Genomic DNA, 13,772 nt, shown 5'->3' with positions numbered 1-13,772 from the left:
TTACTGCTGAAACCATTTGTTGTAGATGGTTTTGTAGGTGCCGTCGGCTTTGATCTTATCCAGCGCGCCGTTGAACTTCTGCTGCAGTTCGCTGTTGCCCTGACGCACGGCGATGCCGAGACCGGTGCCGAAGTAGGCTTTGTCGGTCACTTTCTCACCCAGCGCGGCGAGGTTGGCGTTCTGCTTCAGCCACTCGTTAACCACGGCGGTATCCCCGAACACTGCATCAATACGGCCATTCTTCAGATCGAGCACCGCATTCTGGTAGCTGTCGTAAGGCACGATGGTGATGTCGCTGTGCTTGTCAGAGAGGTATTTCTGGTGCGTGGTGCCGTTCTGCACGCCCACACGCTTGCCTTTCAGCGCCGCAACGTCCGCCAGCTTGCCTTTCTGCGCGATGAAGGTCGCAGAGTTGTCGTAGTAAGGTTTGGTGAACAGCACCTGCTTTTCACGCTCTGGCGTAATATCCATGCCGGCCATCACCGCGTCAAAACGGCGGAATTTCAGGCTGGGGATCAGGCTGTCGAAGGCCTGGTTGGTAAAGGTGCAGGTCGCATCGATCTCTTTGCACAGCGCATTGGCCAGATCGACATCAAAGCCCTGGATTTTGTTGTCGGAGTCGACAAATTCAAACGGCGGATAAGACGCCTCGGTCGCGAAACGCAGGGTTTGCGCGGCAGAAGCGCTCAGGCTCAGGCTGGCAAGCAGTGCAGCAAGTACAACTTTTTTCATTAGAAGCATCCTGACTTAGTGCGAAAGATAATGAGCAAACGCGTCGGTTTGCGGCTGTGTAAAGTGGCTGGCATCGCCCTGTTCAATGATGCGACCATTCTCCATGTACACCACACGGCTGGCGGTTTTGCGCGCCACCTCAACTTCGTGGGTGACAATCACCTGCGTGATCTGCGTCTGCGCCAGCTCACGAATGATGCTGACGATCTGCGCCGTGATCTCCGGGTCGAGCGCGGCGGTCGGTTCATCAAACAGCAACACCTGCGGCTCCATCATCAGCGCGCGCGCAATTGCCACGCGCTGCTGCTGGCCACCGGAAAGGTGCAGGGGAAAACGATCGGCGTACGGCGTCAGGCGCAGGCGTTCCAGTAGTTTATCGGCGCGCGCGCGTGCCGCATCTTTGCTGAGCCCGAGCACACGACAGGGTGCTTCGATTAGGTTCTGCATCACGCTGAGGTGCGGCCACAGGTTGTACTGCTGGAACACCATGCCGACATTCTGGCGCAGTTCGCGAATCGCGTTGTCGGACGGCGTCTGGCTGAAATCGAAGTGGTTGCCGGCAATCTGCAGGCTACCGGAACGCGGCAGCTCCAGCAGGTTGAGCACGCGCAGGAGTGAACTTTTACCCGCGCCACTCGGGCCGAGCAACACCAGCGTTTCGCCCTGCGGGCAGGCCAGGTTGATATCGAACAGCGCCTGATGGGCGCCGTAAAAACAGTTGATGGCGTTTAGTTGAATACTCATGCGCAAAAAATGAATAGCAATTAGTGTCGCAAATCTTAACGTCACCAGAATAGTTATGCAATTGAGGTGGGTTAAAATTTATTAAAGAGCAATTAAACAGCAAAAGCGTAGCACAAAATCGGGCAGGGCAGCGGGGAAAGGGGCTGACGGGTAAGCGTCGGCTGTTGCGCGGAAGCTTAGCGGCGCCGCAATGGTGCGGCGCGCTAATGGTTGCGGCTGAGTGCGGAAAAAATGCGCGACTATTTTTTCTCTTCCAGCAGCTGGCTGAGCGAGCCGCCACCGGCGTGTGGCCAGTCGCCGACGTAGCGCACATCATCCACCACCCAGCAGGTGCCTTCGTGGATCATCAGCACTTCATCGCGCCAGCTTTTATCGCCGCGGCTCAGCGTCACGCGCAGCGGGATGTTACGCGCGTCGCGGTTAGGAATGCTGGAGGCGCTGGCCACGTCAGCGGCGGTGGGTCCCTGTGCCAGGCTGGAGAACAGATCGCCCTGCCGCCACGCTGCCGGTGGGTTGCTCTGGCTGCTGGCATGCAGCAGTTTCTGATACAGGTTGTCGCTCAGGTACGGGCGATATTTTGCCAGCGTGGTGCTGTCCGGCAATCCCTGGGTTGGCTGGCTGACACGTAAATCGTAGAACTGCTGCGCCACGCTGTCCGGACCGCCGTCAACGCAGGGTGCGGTACGCGGCCCGTTGTCCTTGATCACCGGCTCAACGGTGGTACAGGCACTCAGCAGCAATGCAGCGGGAACAAGCAGCGCAAAGGCTTTGTTTCTCATCTCGATTTCCTTATTGTTCACTGGCAAAGCGCCATTTTTAGCATAGAGTATAGCCGTGCTTTTACGCCGTACGAGCTATCGCCTCATGAATCACCACAGGAGAGAACGATGAAATTTTCGACTACGCCAACCCTGGAAGGGCACAGCATCACTGAATATTGCGGCGTTGTGACCGGCGAAGCGATTCTCGGTGCCAACATTTTCCGCGACTTTTTTGCCGGCATCCGCGATATCGTCGGCGGCCGCTCCGGTGCCTATGAGAAAGAGCTGCGCAAAGCGCGGCAGATCGCCTTTGAAGAGCTGGAAGAACAGGCGAAAGCGCTGGGCGCCAATGCGGTGGTTGGCATTGATATTGACTACGAAACCGTGGGCAAAGACAGCAGCATGCTGATGGTGAGCGTTACCGGTACTGCGGTGATCGTGCGCTAATGCGCGCGGTGTTACTGATGGCGATGGCGCTACTGCTCAGCGCCTGCCAGTCGACGCTGGAAGCGCGCAACGGCTATTGGGTCGATAGCGCGCACCCGGCGCAGGGGGCCAGACCGCGCATCAAAGTGGTAGTAATCCACTACACGGCGGAGGACTTTCCCTCGTCGCTGGCGACCCTGACGGACCGCAACGTCAGCGCACACTATCTGATTCCGCAGCAGCCGCCGCAGAAAAACGGCACCGGGGTGATCTGGCAGCTGGTGGCTGAAAACCAGCTGGCGTGGCATGCCGGACCGAGCTACTGGCGCGGCGCAACGCGCATTAATGACACCTCAATTGGCATCGAAATCGTCAATGACGGCTATCGCCGCACGCTGACCGGCCGGCAGTGGCAGCCGTTCACCGCCGCGCAAATCACTGCCCTGACCGCGCTGGTGCGCGATATCAGCCAGCGTTACGGCATCAGTCCGGAAAATATTGTCGGGCACAGTGATATTGCGCCGCAGCGCAAGCAGGATCCCGGTCCGCTGTTTCCGTGGCAACAGCTGGCCCGGCAGGGGCTGGGAGCGTGGCCGGATGCCGCCACGGTACAGCGTTATCTGGCTAACCAGTCGCCGGATGCGCCGGTGGAGGTTGCAACGCTACTGACTGCGCTACAGCGCTATGGTTATGACATTGCCGCTGCGCCAACACCGCAGATGCAGCGCAAACTGATTGCGGCGTTCCAGATGCATTTCCGCCCGCGTGATTACCGTGGCGAAGCCGATGCCGAGACGCTGGCCATCGCGCGTGCGCTGCTGGCGAAATACGGCGCGGCACCTTAGCCGCGCGTTGCGGCGTTACGGCTGCAGAAAGGCCTGCCAGCGCGCCACCAGCTGCTGTAATTGCTGGCGGCTGACATCCAGATGGGTGACGATGCGGGTCTGCGGACCTACGCTGAGCAGCACGTCGCCCGCCTGCATCCAGCGCTGTAGCGGTGTGACCTGCTCCGCCGGCACTTTCACGAACAGCATGTTAGTGTGCTGGCTCACCACCTCGACACCAATAGCGCTGAGCTGTGCGCCGAGCCACGCGGCGTTGTCATGATCCTCCTGCAGACGCGCCACGTTGTGCTGCAGCGCGTAGAGACCAGCAGCCGCCAGAATGCCGGCCTGGCGCATGCCGCCGCCGGTCATTTTGCGCCAGCGCCGCGCCTGCTCGATATAAGCTTCATCACCACACAGCAGGGAGCCGACCGGCGTGCCCAGCCCTTTCGACAGGCAGATGGTCAGGCTATCGCAGTAGCGGGCGATATCGATCAGCTGCACACCCTGGGCCACCACAGCATTAAAGATGCGCGCGCCGTCAATGTGCAGCGCCAGCTGGCGTTCGCGGGTAAATTGCCACGCCTGTTCAAGGTAGCTCAGCGGCAGCACTTTGCCGTGATGGGTATTTTCCAGGCTCAGCAGGCGGGTGCGGGCAAAATGCATGTCGTCCGGCTTGATGGCGGCCGCCACGTCGTGCAGCGGCAGCGTGCCGTCGGCAGCCGCGAGGATCGGCTGCGGCTGGATGCTGCCGAGCACCGCGGCACCGCCAGCCTCATATTTGTAGTTGTGCGCCTGCTGGCCGACGATGTACTCATCACCGCGCTGGCAGTGGCACAGCAGCGCCACCAGGTTGGCCTGGGTGCCGGTAGGGAAGAACAGCGCAGCCGCTTTACCGCTCAGGCGCGCCGCTTCAGCCTCCAGCGCATTGACGGTGGGATCATCGCGATAGACATCATCGCCGGTTTCGGCCGCCATCATCGCATCCAGCATCGCGGCACTCGGGCGGGTCACGGTATCACTGCGTAAATCGATCACGTTGTTCTCCTGACATAAAAAAGCGGGCTAAGCGCCCGCATGATAATTAATCCGGCAAGTCTCTTCGTTTTACCGCAGCCAGTTGGTTTTCGCCAGCTCGACAATTTCATCACCGCGGCCATTCAGGATCGCGCGCAGCATATACAGGCTGAAACCTTTAGCCTGCTCGGCTTTGATTTGCGGTGGCATCGACAGTTCTTCCTTGGCGGTGATCACGTCCACCAGCACCGGACCGTCGTGGGCGAACGCCTGTTGCAGCGCGCCATCCAGCTCCGAGGCTTTTTCCACGCGGATCCCTTTGATGCCGCAGGCGGTGGCGACGGCGGCGAAGTCCGGGTTCTCCAGATCGGTGCCATCGGTGAGATAGCCGCCGGCTTTCATCTCCATCGCCACAAAGCCCAGCACGCTGTTATTGAAGATCACCAGCTTCACCGGCAGCTTAAGCTGCGCCAGCGAGATGAAATCGCCCATCAGCATGCTGAAGCCGCCATCGCCGCACAGCGCAACCACCTGACGCTGTTTATCGATGGCCTGTGCGCCCAGCGCCTGCGGCATGGCGTTGGCCATCGAACCGTGGTTAAACGAGCCGAGCAGACGGCGCTTGCCGTTCATTTTCAGATAGCGCGCCGCCCACACCGTTGGCGTGCCGACATCACAGGTAAAGATGGCGTCATCAGCCGCATAGTGGCTGATCTGCTGGGCCAGATACTGCGGGTGAATCGCCTGCTTATCGTTGGCGGTCGCCAGATCGTCCAGCCCTTTGCGCGCTTCCGCGTAGTGCTCCAGTGCGCGATCGAGATGATGACGGTCGCTGTGGCTGGTGAGCTGCGGCTGCAGCGCCTGCAGCGTGGCTTTGATGTCACCCACCAGCGCCATGTCGACGTGACTGTGCGCGCCGAGGCTGGCCGGATTGATATCAATCTGAATAATGCGCGCGTCCGCCGGGTAGAACGGGCGATAAGGGAACTGGGTGCCGAGCAGCACCAGCGTGTCGGCGTTCATCATGGCGTGATAGCCGGATGAGAAGCCGATCAGCCCGGTCATGCCGACGTCGTACGGGTTATCGTACTCGAGGTGCTCTTTGCCGCGCATGGCGTGCACCACCGGTGCTTTCAGCGTTTCGGCCAGCTTTACCACTTCCGCATGGGCACCGGCGCAGCCGCTGCCGCACATCAGGGTGATATTTTTCGCTTCATTGAGCGTCTCTGCGAGGCGCGTCAGTTCACTGACCGACGGCACCACCTGCGGCAGCTGCGGCGGATACCATTCGCTGCGCGCATTCTCCGGCGCCGCCTGCAGCGCCACGTCACCCGGCAGCACAATCACCGACACGCCGCGATTGAGGATGGCTTTACGCATCGCAATGCCGAGCACCTGCGGCAGCTGTTCCGGATTGGAGACCAGCTCGCAGTAATGGCTGCACTCGCGGAATAACTCCTGCGGATGGGTTTCCTGAAAATAGCCGCTGCCGATTTCGCTGGAAGGAATGTGCGCGGCAATCGCCAGCACCGGAACATGGTTGCGATGGCAGTCAAACAGGCCGTTGATCAGATGCAGGTTGCCAGGGCCGCAGGAGCCGGCGCACACCGCCAGCTCACCGCTGATTTGTGCTTCCGCCCCGGCGGCAAAAGCGGCCACTTCTTCATGGCGCGTTGGCATCCATTCAATGGTGCCCATGCGGTTGAGGCTGTCGTTCAGTCCGTTGAGGGAGTCACCGGTTACGCCCCAGATGCGTTTTACGCCGGCGCTCTCCAGCGTTTTGGCCAGCAGTGCCGCCACTGTTTGCTTCATCGTTCGCTCCTTTCTGGTGTTGGCCATCCAGGCGGATGGCAAAAAACGTGTCAGAGAGAAAGCGTAGACGAAGCCGCAGCGCAGCGGGCGTGAAAAAATGCGCTGTGCGTCAGGCGGAAAACAGGGCGATGAGGATCGGTGCCAGCAGGTTCATGATAAAACCGTGCACGATGGCCGCAGGCACAATCTCCATTCCGCCGGCACGCTGTAGAATCGGCAGGGTGAAATCCATCGACGTGGCACCGCTTAGCCCGAGTGCCATACTGCGATAGCGGTTGACCAGCACCGGAATCAGCAGCACCGCAGCCAGCTCGCGCAGCAGATCGTTAAAGAAGGCGGCGCTGCCGATCACCGGGCCGTACGCTTCGGTCATCAGAATGCCGGACAGCGAATACCAGCCGAAGCCGCTGGCCAGCGCCAGTCCGGTTGACAGCGAAACGCCGAGCAGCCACGCCGCCAGCACGCCGCCGCCCAGCGAGCCACACAAGGATACCAGCGCTACCGTCATGCCGCGCCGGTTCAGGGTGATCTGGCGCAGCGTCATGCCGCTGCCGCGCAGCTGCACGCCAACGAGGAACAGCAGCACCACCAGCGCAATTTCGCTCAGGGTGGAGGCATGGCGCAGCGGCGCCCATTGGGTTAATCCCAGCAGGAAACCGGCCAGCACCGCCACACACAGCTTGAGTGACTCCAGCACCATGTGCCAGCGCGACGGCAGATTCTGCTGGCGATGCTGCTGACGCCATGGCCAGCGGCGATCCAGCAGCCACAGCGCCAGCAGCGAGCAGCTCAGAATGGCGCCTGCGGCAATCAGCGCGGTTTTAAACACGATCAGCAAGTTGGTGCCGAGATTGTCGAGAAAGGCGAGGCTGGTACCCATAAAAAACAGAATGGCGTAAATCAGCAAACTCAGCAGGCGGTTAACGCGCTGCAACAGCGCAGGCTGATGCCACGGCAGCAAATAGCCCACCATCAGCGGCACCAGAATGATAAGCAGTCCGGTATACATGAAAAATGACGTCCTTTTTTGCGAGACGCCACGCTAATGGAAAATGCCTGAAGTGTAAACCTTTTCTCCCGCTGCCGACTTGACCAACGCAGCGCGGCGGACCATGCTCTGGCAAAGCACGGAGGGACTGCGCGATGATTCTGGAACATATCGATATACACGGCTTTCGCGGCATTAACCGGTTGTCGCTGCCGCTGACCGACACCAACCTGCTGATTGGGGAAAACGCGTGGGGTAAATCCAGTTTGCTGGATGCGCTAACGCTGCTGCTGGCACCGGCCGCTGAGCCCTATATGTTCACCGAACAGGACTTCCATTTCCCGCCCGGTGAGGTGGAGGCCCGGCGGCATAAGTTGCAGCTGGTGTTTCGCTTTCGCGCGCAGGGCGATGAGCATGAAGCGCTGTTTGCGCCGTTCTGGCAGCAGGATGACGCGGGGCGCTATCTGCGCTTCAGTACGCTGGCGACGCGCCAGGGCAGCGAAGTCAAAACCCGCTGGCGCTTTATTGACGCGCGTGGCGAGGTGCTGCCGCTGGCGGGCACCGACGTCGCGCTGGCGCAGTTGCGCGCGTACTATCCGGTGCTGCGCCTGCGTGATGCGCGTTTTGGCCGGCGGTCGCGCCATAGCGACAACGACACGCAGCGACGCGCTGATACGCTGAGCGCGCTGGCGCAGGAGATGCATAGCCTGACGCGCGATCTGGTGGCGCGGCCGCAAACCCTGAGCGACGCGCTGTTGCGCCAGGGATTACAGACGATGCAGCAGCTGATGGCGCACTATTTTCTGGTACAGCAGCCGGATGCCGGAGCCACGCGCGTTGCGCCGGAGCTGCGCGACGGCAGTCAGGGCTGGCGTTCGCTCGATCAGCTCAATCAGTTGATTGCCGGCACCGAATCGCGCAGTCGCCAGGTGATTCTGCTGCGCATGTTCTCACTCCTGCTGCAGGCGCACGGCAGCGATGCACTGCCTGCAGGCGCGCGCCCGTTGCTGCTGGTGGAAGATCCGGAAACCCGGCTGCATCCCATCATGCTGTCGGTGGCGTGGAATCTGCTGGCGCTGATGCCGCTGCAAAAAATCGCCACCACGAACTCCGGCGAGCTATTGTCGCAGGTGGCGCTGGAGCAAATCTGCCGACTGGTGCGCGAGCCCGATCGCGTGGCGGCCTGGCGTATCGGGCCGGAGGGATTAAGTGCCGAAGAGGCGCGCCGTATCGGCTTTCATATCCGCGTCAACCGTCCGTCGGCCCTGTTTGCCCGCTGCTGGTTGCTGGTTGAGGGTGAAACCGAAGTATGGATCATCAATGAGCTGGCGCGGCAGCGAGGTTACCATTTTGCCGCGGAAGGCGTGAAGGTGATTGAGTTTGCGCAGTCCGGGCTTAAGCCGCTGCTGAAATATGCGCGCCGCATGGGCATTACCTGGCACGTGCTGACTGACGGCGACGAGGCCGGAAAAAAATATGCCGCCACCGCGCGCAGCCAGCTACAGCCGCATGAGCAGGAGAGCGACCATCTCACGCAGTTCCCGGCGCCCGACATCGAACACTTCCTTTATAAGCATGGCTTTAGTGATGTCTATCACCAGATGGCGCATCTGCCGTTAAACGTGCCGATGAACGCGCGGCGTATTATTACCAAAGCCATTCATCACAGCTCGAAGCCGGAACTGGCGATTGCGGTGGCGATGGCAGCGGCCGAACGCGAGCCGCAGGCGATTCCGCCGTTGCTCGATCAGCTGTTTGGCCGCGTCATGTGGCTGGCGCGCGGTCGGGCAGAGTAAAACTGACGCGGGACGCCAAAGAAAAATGCCAGCGTCTGCGGCTGGCATTTTTTTTCGGGAGTGGTCAGAATGAGAGCAGACGCGCGCCCGTCAGGAGAGTGACGATGCTTCACAGGGCACAATCAGACTGGCATGGTTGCCTTTCGGCCCTTCATGGACATCGAACTGAACGTGCTGGCCCGCTTTCAGCGTTCTGTATCCCTCCATCTGAATCGTGGAGTAGTGTGCGAAGATATCGTCGCCGCCGCCAATCGGACAGATAAAGCCGAAGCCTTTGGCGTTGTTGAACCATTTAACAGTACCCGTCTCCATGCTTTTACTTCCCTCGCAAGACATTTTGATAAGTAGGTGAGGTCATTGAAGCTGTGAGTCGAGTTTGTTTAAAACTCAATCAGCTTGTGTAAGTAGAATGTAGAGAAACGGACCTTATCGTCAAGCAAACGGCCCTGGCGCACGGGGAGAAATTCATCAAAATTTGAGGCAGTTAACGCTATTGCAAATTTTGTGATACAGGTCGCGCATGCGCTTTCAGGACCGATTTTTGCCACAGGAAAAGCGGCTTGACAGGCGTGTTAAACTTGAGGTGAGAGCACAGAAATGTGCGCTACCGTAACGCAGAATTTCAACGGAACATTATGGCAAACACAAACGACTGGCTTAACTTTGAACATCTGGCCGAAGACAAAGTACGCGAAGGGTTAAAGCCGCCTTCAATGTATAAAGTCATTCTGAATAATGACGATTATACACCTATGGAATTTGTTATTGACGTTCTGCAAAAGTTCTTTTCTTATGATGTTGAACGTGCAACGCAACTGATGCTGAAAGTTCACTACCATGGAAAGGCAATCTGTGGTGTATTCACTGCAGAAGTGGCGGAGACCAAAGTCGCCCAGGTGAACAATTACGCGCGGGAAAATCAACATCCGTTGCTGTGTACGCTGGAAAAAGCCTGAAGCTGTCTCCATATAGGATTCAGTCCGTCAGAGCGATAATTGGGGGAGGTGCCAAATGCTCAATCAAGAACTGGAACTCAGTTTAAACATGGCTTTCGCCAGAGCGCGCGAGCACCGTCACGAGTTTATGACCGTCGAACATCTGTTGCTGGCGCTGCTCAGCAACCCGTCGGCCAGAGAGGCACTGGAAGCCTGTACGGTGGATATTGCGGCTCTGCGTCAGGAACTCGAAGCCTTCATCGAACAAACCACGCCGGTGCTGCCTGCCAGCGAAGAGGAGCGCGACACTCAGCCGACGCTCAGCTTCCAGCGTGTGCTGCAGCGTGCGGTCTTCCATGTCCAGTCATCAGGTCGCAGTGAAGTTTCCGGTGCGAACGTGCTGGTCGCCATTTTCAGCGAGCAGGAGTCGCAAGCGGCTTACCTGCTGCGCAAACACGAAGTGAGCCGCCTTGATGTGGTGAACTTCATCTCCCATGGTACGCGTAAAGACGAACCGGGCCAGCCGCAAAACAGCGCGGAAAATCCGGTTAACGAAGAGCAAGCAGGCGGGGAGGAACGTATGGAAAACTTCACCACCAATCTTAATCAGCTTGCTCGCGTCGGCGGAATTGACCCGCTGATCGGCCGCGATAAAGAGCTGGAACGGGCCATTCAGGTGCTGTGCCGTCGTCGCAAGAATAACCCGCTGCTGGTGGGCGAATCGGGCGTCGGTAAAACCGCGATTGCGGAAGGGCTCGCCTGGCGCATTGTGCAGGGCGACGTGCCGGAAGTGATGAAAGAGTGCACCATCTACTCGCTGGATATCGGTTCGCTGCTGGCCGGTACCAAATACCGCGGTGATTTTGAAAAACGTTTTAAAGCGCTGCTGAAACAGCTGGAACAGGATAACAACAGCATTCTGTTCATCGACGAGATCCACACCATTATCGGTGCCGGTGCGGCATCGGGCGGCCAGGTGGATGCGGCGAATCTTATTAAGCCGCTGCTCTCCAGCGGTAAAATCCGCGTGATGGGTTCCACGACCTATCAGGAGTTCAGCAATATCTTTGAGAAGGATCGTGCGCTGGCGCGCCGTTTCCAGAAAATTGATATTACTGAGCCATCGGTTGAAGAGACGGTACAAATTCTTAACGGGCTGAAGCCGAAGTACGAAGCGCATCACGATGTGCGCTACACCGCCAAAGCGGTACGTGCGGCGGTTGAGCTGGCGGTGAAATACATCAATGACCGTCATCTGCCGGACAAGGCGATTGACGTGATCGATGAGGCTGGCGCGCGTGCGCGTCTGGTGCCGGTCAGCAAGCGCAAGAAAACCGTCAACGTGTCGGACATCGAATCCGTGGTGGCGCGCATCGCGCGTATTCCGGAGCAGAGCGTTTCGGCCACCGATCGCGATACGCTGAAAAATCTCGGCGACCGTCTGAAAATGCTGGTGTTTGGTCAGGACAACGCGATTGAAGCGCTGACTGAAGCCATCAAGATGAGCCGCGCGGGTCTGGGGCAGGAGCGTAAGCCAGTCGGGTCGTTCCTGTTTGCGGGTCCGACCGGGGTCGGTAAAACCGAGGTCACCGTGCAGCTGGCGAAGGCGCTGGGCATTGAACTGCTGCGCTTTGATATGTCCGAGTATATGGAGCGTCACACCGTCAGTCGTTTGATTGGTGCGCCTCCGGGCTACGTCGGCTTTGATCAGGGCGGTCTGCTGACCGATGCGGTGATCAAGCATCCGCACGCGGTGGTGCTGCTGGATGAGATCGAGAAAGCCCATCCGGATGTCTTCAACCTGCTGCTGCAGGTGATGGATAACGGAATGCTGACCGATAACAACGGCCGCAAAGCGGACTTCCGCAACGTGGTGCTGGTGATGACCACCAACGCCGGGGTGCGCGAGACCGAGCGTAAATCTATCGGCCTGATTCAGCAGGACAACAGCACCGACGCGATGGAAGAGATCAAAAAGATCTTTACGCCGGAGTTCCGTAACCGTCTCGACAACATTATCTGGTTCCGTCACCTCGATACTCAGGTGATCCATCAGGTGGTGGATAAATTTATTGTTGAGCTGCAGGCACAGCTGGATGCGAAAGGTGTGTCGCTGGAAGTCAGCGATGATGCGCGCGACTGGCTGGCCGAAAAAGGTTACGACAAAGCGATGGGCGCGCGTCCGATGGCGCGTACTGTGCAGGAAAACCTGAAGAAACCGCTGGCTAACGAGCTGCTGTTTGGCTCGCTGGTAGATGGCGGATCGGTGTCGGTTGGACTGGATAAAGAGAAAAACCAGCTCACCTACCACTTCATGAGTGCGGAAAAACGCAAAACCGAGGGCACCGTGCATTAAGCCGGTGCGCAGATAAGAAAAAGGCCGGATTAAAATCCGGCCTTTTTTTTCGCGCTTAGTTTACATCAGCAAACGCGAGGCGAGTGCAACAACTTAGCGACTACGGAAGACAATGCGGCCTTTGCTCAGGTCGTACGGGGTCAACTCGACAGTCACTTTGTCGCCCGTCAGGATGCGGATGTAGTTTTTACGCATTTTACCGGAGATATGAGCGGTAACCACGTGCCCGTTTTCAAGCTCTACGCGGAACATGGTGTTAGGTAACGTATCCAGTACGGTACCTTGCATTTCAATATTGTCTTCTTTGGCCATCGAATCCTCTGGGTGAACTACCAAACTGTTGAACCGGCAAGATAATGCCGAATTCCATGATTTATGTAAAGAAACGTTGGCTGTTTTTGCCAACGCTTCGCCGTGCGTCGCGCCGCTGCGCGTGCATTACGGATAAATTCGGGTGTTTTTGACGTCTGCGGGGGATTAGCGGGCTAAGAATCTGCAGCAATCGGCATCGGGTGCGCAACTGAAACAGCTTCGGGAACAGGGTGAGATTCCCAGCCTGGCAATTCCGGCTCGCCACAGCGAAGCGCGGACGACATACCAAACTCGCTTATTGTATCACTTTTGTCGGGAATTGTGTGCAAAACATCTGCGGGGACAGTCAAAAAAGGGTTTGTGTTTGCCAGCAGCCGGCCTGCACCGGTTGCCACGCCAGCGTTTGCACGTATTGCAGATAATCGACGCGCGGAATTTCAACTGCGCCCAGCGAGGCGGTATGCGGATTCAGCACCTGACAATCAATCAGCCGTCCCTGATGCGCAATAAAATGCTGTGAGAAAACCCACAGCGCGGTTTTGGAGGCGTTTTCCGCCCGGCTGAACATCGACTCGCCGCAAAAAATCTGTCCGAGCGCCAGGCCATACATGCCGCCAACCAGGCGTTGATCCTGCCAGACCTCAATTGAGTGCGCATGACCCAGCTCATACAGGCGCAGCCAGGCGCGTTTCACTTCAAAGGTGATCCAGGTGCCTTCCTGACGCCCGCTGGCGCAACCTTCCACCACCTGAGCAAAGGCGTGATTCATGGTGACGCGATAGGGCGAACGGCGATGGAAGCGCGCCATGCTGCGGCTGAGATGAAACGACTCCGGCAGCAGGACCGCGCGTGGATCTGGCGACCACCATAAAATTGGATCGCCGGGCGAAAACCACGGAAAAATACCGCGCTGATAGGCATTCATCAGGCGGGCAGGGGAGAGATCGCCGCCCATGGCCAGCAGGCCGTTTGGTTCACGCAGCGCCATCTCCGGCGGCGGGAAATTGAGCGAATCCCGGGAAAGTTGTACCAGTCTCATGGCGTCGGTCACCCTCAGGCTAAACGCATA

Annotated in this window: 14 protein-coding genes; 5 read left to right on the top strand and 9 right to left on the bottom strand. The window is 58.6% G+C overall.

Annotation, left to right across the window (positions count from 1 at the left end; all coding sequences use genetic code 11):
- The 3 genes from artJ to C1N60_RS13260 all read right to left on the bottom strand — a co-directional run bounded on the left by artJ (position 1) and on the right by C1N60_RS13260 (position 2,255).
- Positions 1 to 732, bottom strand: coding sequence for an arginine ABC transporter substrate-binding protein (gene artJ / locus C1N60_RS13270; protein WP_021508372.1), 732 nt, complete (start codon positions 730 to 732; stop codon positions 1 to 3).
- Positions 733 to 747: 15 nt separating this feature from the next.
- Complete coding sequence (gene artP, locus C1N60_RS13265; protein ID WP_058775358.1) at positions 748 to 1,476, bottom strand: arginine ABC transporter ATP-binding protein ArtP; 729 nt, start codon at positions 1,474 to 1,476, stop codon at positions 748 to 750.
- A 239-nt stretch (positions 1,477 to 1,715) separates the two neighbouring features.
- Entirely contained in the window at positions 1,716 to 2,255 is a 540-nt protein-coding gene (locus C1N60_RS13260) for a lipoprotein (RefSeq protein ID WP_021508370.1), read from the bottom strand.
- Between the two features lie 108 nt (positions 2,256 to 2,363).
- Between C1N60_RS13260 and C1N60_RS13255 the strand changes: the two genes are divergently transcribed.
- Together C1N60_RS13255 and C1N60_RS13250 are read left to right on the top strand one after the other, a co-directional pair.
- Entirely contained in the window at positions 2,364 to 2,684 is a 321-nt protein-coding gene (locus tag C1N60_RS13255; protein ID WP_058757780.1) for a heavy metal-binding domain-containing protein, read from the top strand.
- Positions 2,684 to 3,508, top strand: a complete 825-nt coding sequence (locus tag C1N60_RS13250) for an N-acetylmuramoyl-L-alanine amidase (protein ID WP_394520962.1) — start codon at positions 2,684 to 2,686, stop codon at positions 3,506 to 3,508. The genes C1N60_RS13255 and C1N60_RS13250 overlap by 1 nt, the downstream gene beginning before the upstream one ends.
- Positions 3,509 to 3,523: 15 nt before the next feature.
- On the opposite strand, the gene ltaE is transcribed toward C1N60_RS13250, so the two are convergent.
- The 3 genes from ltaE to C1N60_RS13235 form a co-directional block, all read right to left on the bottom strand.
- Complete coding sequence (ltaE, locus tag C1N60_RS13245) at positions 3,524 to 4,525, bottom strand: low-specificity L-threonine aldolase (RefSeq protein WP_394520961.1); 1,002 nt, start codon at positions 4,523 to 4,525, stop codon at positions 3,524 to 3,526.
- Positions 4,526 to 4,594: 69 nt separating this feature from the next.
- Positions 4,595 to 6,316, bottom strand: coding sequence for a ubiquinone-dependent pyruvate dehydrogenase (gene poxB, locus C1N60_RS13240; RefSeq protein WP_394520960.1), 1,722 nt, complete (start codon positions 6,314 to 6,316; stop codon positions 4,595 to 4,597).
- Positions 6,317 to 6,425: 109 nt separating this feature from the next.
- On the bottom strand, positions 6,426 to 7,325 hold the full coding sequence (locus tag C1N60_RS13235) for a lysine exporter LysO family protein (RefSeq protein ID WP_021508365.1): 900 nt from the start codon (positions 7,323 to 7,325) through the stop codon (positions 6,426 to 6,428).
- A 134-nt stretch (positions 7,326 to 7,459) separates the two neighbouring features.
- Here C1N60_RS13235 and C1N60_RS13230 point away from each other — a divergent pair, with 134 nt between their 5' ends.
- Positions 7,460 to 9,100, top strand: coding sequence for a DUF2813 domain-containing protein (locus tag C1N60_RS13230; protein WP_394520959.1), 1,641 nt, complete (start codon positions 7,460 to 7,462; stop codon positions 9,098 to 9,100).
- Between the two features lie 90 nt (positions 9,101 to 9,190).
- Here C1N60_RS13230 and cspD read toward each other — a convergent pair whose 3' ends face one another.
- Positions 9,191 to 9,412, bottom strand: a complete 222-nt coding sequence (cspD, locus tag C1N60_RS13225) for a cold shock-like protein CspD (RefSeq protein WP_058757774.1) — start codon at positions 9,410 to 9,412, stop codon at positions 9,191 to 9,193.
- Positions 9,413 to 9,735: 323 nt separating this feature from the next.
- On the opposite strand from cspD, the gene clpS reads away from it, so the two are divergent.
- Positions 9,736 to 10,056, top strand: coding sequence for an ATP-dependent Clp protease adapter ClpS (clpS, locus tag C1N60_RS13220; RefSeq protein WP_021508363.1), 321 nt, complete (start codon positions 9,736 to 9,738; stop codon positions 10,054 to 10,056).
- Between the two features lie 55 nt (positions 10,057 to 10,111).
- On the top strand, positions 10,112 to 12,391 hold the full coding sequence (gene clpA / locus C1N60_RS13215) for an ATP-dependent Clp protease ATP-binding subunit ClpA (RefSeq protein WP_021508362.1): 2,280 nt from the start codon (positions 10,112 to 10,114) through the stop codon (positions 12,389 to 12,391).
- Between the two features lie 93 nt (positions 12,392 to 12,484).
- Here the strand turns inward: clpA and infA are convergent, their stop codons facing one another.
- Positions 12,485 to 12,703, bottom strand: a complete 219-nt coding sequence (gene infA, locus C1N60_RS13210; protein WP_002211347.1) for a translation initiation factor IF-1 — start codon at positions 12,701 to 12,703, stop codon at positions 12,485 to 12,487.
- A 346-nt stretch (positions 12,704 to 13,049) separates the two neighbouring features.
- Positions 13,050 to 13,742 carry a leucyl/phenylalanyl-tRNA--protein transferase gene (gene aat / locus C1N60_RS13205; RefSeq protein ID WP_031279861.1) on the bottom strand — a complete coding sequence of 231 codons (693 nt, stop codon included), beginning with the start codon at positions 13,740 to 13,742 and terminating at the stop codon, positions 13,050 to 13,052.
- Positions 13,743 to 13,772 lie beyond the last annotated feature (30 nt).

This window comes from Pantoea sp. SGAir0184 (genome assembly GCF_043544755.1).
The sequence above is the reverse complement of the archived record's forward strand: the minus strand, read 5'-3'. Positions and strand labels throughout refer to the sequence as shown.

Excerpts from the sequence above, each read along its gene's own strand:
- artJ (WP_021508372.1), bottom strand. The coding sequence starts at position 732 with ATGAAAAAAGTTGTACTTGCTGCACTGCTTGCCAGCCTGAGCCTGAGC.
- artP (WP_058775358.1), bottom strand. The coding sequence starts at position 1,476 with ATGAGTATTCAACTAAACGCCATCAACTGTTTTTACGGCGCCCATCAG.
- C1N60_RS13260 (WP_021508370.1), bottom strand. The coding sequence starts at position 2,255 with ATGAGAAACAAAGCCTTTGCGCTGCTTGTTCCCGCTGCATTGCTGCTG.
- C1N60_RS13255 (WP_058757780.1), top strand. The coding sequence starts at position 2,364 with ATGAAATTTTCGACTACGCCAACCCTGGAAGGGCACAGCATCACTGAA.
- C1N60_RS13250 (WP_394520962.1), top strand. The coding sequence starts at position 2,684 with ATGCGCGCGGTGTTACTGATGGCGATGGCGCTACTGCTCAGCGCCTGC.
- poxB (WP_394520960.1), bottom strand. The coding sequence starts at position 6,316 with ATGAAGCAAACAGTGGCGGCACTGCTGGCCAAAACGCTGGAGAGCGCC.
- C1N60_RS13235 (WP_021508365.1), bottom strand. The coding sequence starts at position 7,325 with ATGTATACCGGACTGCTTATCATTCTGGTGCCGCTGATGGTGGGCTAT.
- C1N60_RS13230 (WP_394520959.1), top strand. The coding sequence starts at position 7,460 with ATGATTCTGGAACATATCGATATACACGGCTTTCGCGGCATTAACCGG.
- cspD (WP_058757774.1), bottom strand. The coding sequence starts at position 9,412 with ATGGAGACGGGTACTGTTAAATGGTTCAACAACGCCAAAGGCTTCGGC.
- clpS (WP_021508363.1), top strand. The coding sequence starts at position 9,736 with ATGGCAAACACAAACGACTGGCTTAACTTTGAACATCTGGCCGAAGAC.
- clpA (WP_021508362.1), top strand. The coding sequence starts at position 10,112 with ATGCTCAATCAAGAACTGGAACTCAGTTTAAACATGGCTTTCGCCAGA.
- infA (WP_002211347.1), bottom strand. The coding sequence starts at position 12,703 with ATGGCCAAAGAAGACAATATTGAAATGCAAGGTACCGTACTGGATACG.
- aat (WP_031279861.1), bottom strand. The coding sequence starts at position 13,742 with ATGAGACTGGTACAACTTTCCCGGGATTCGCTCAATTTCCCGCCGCCG.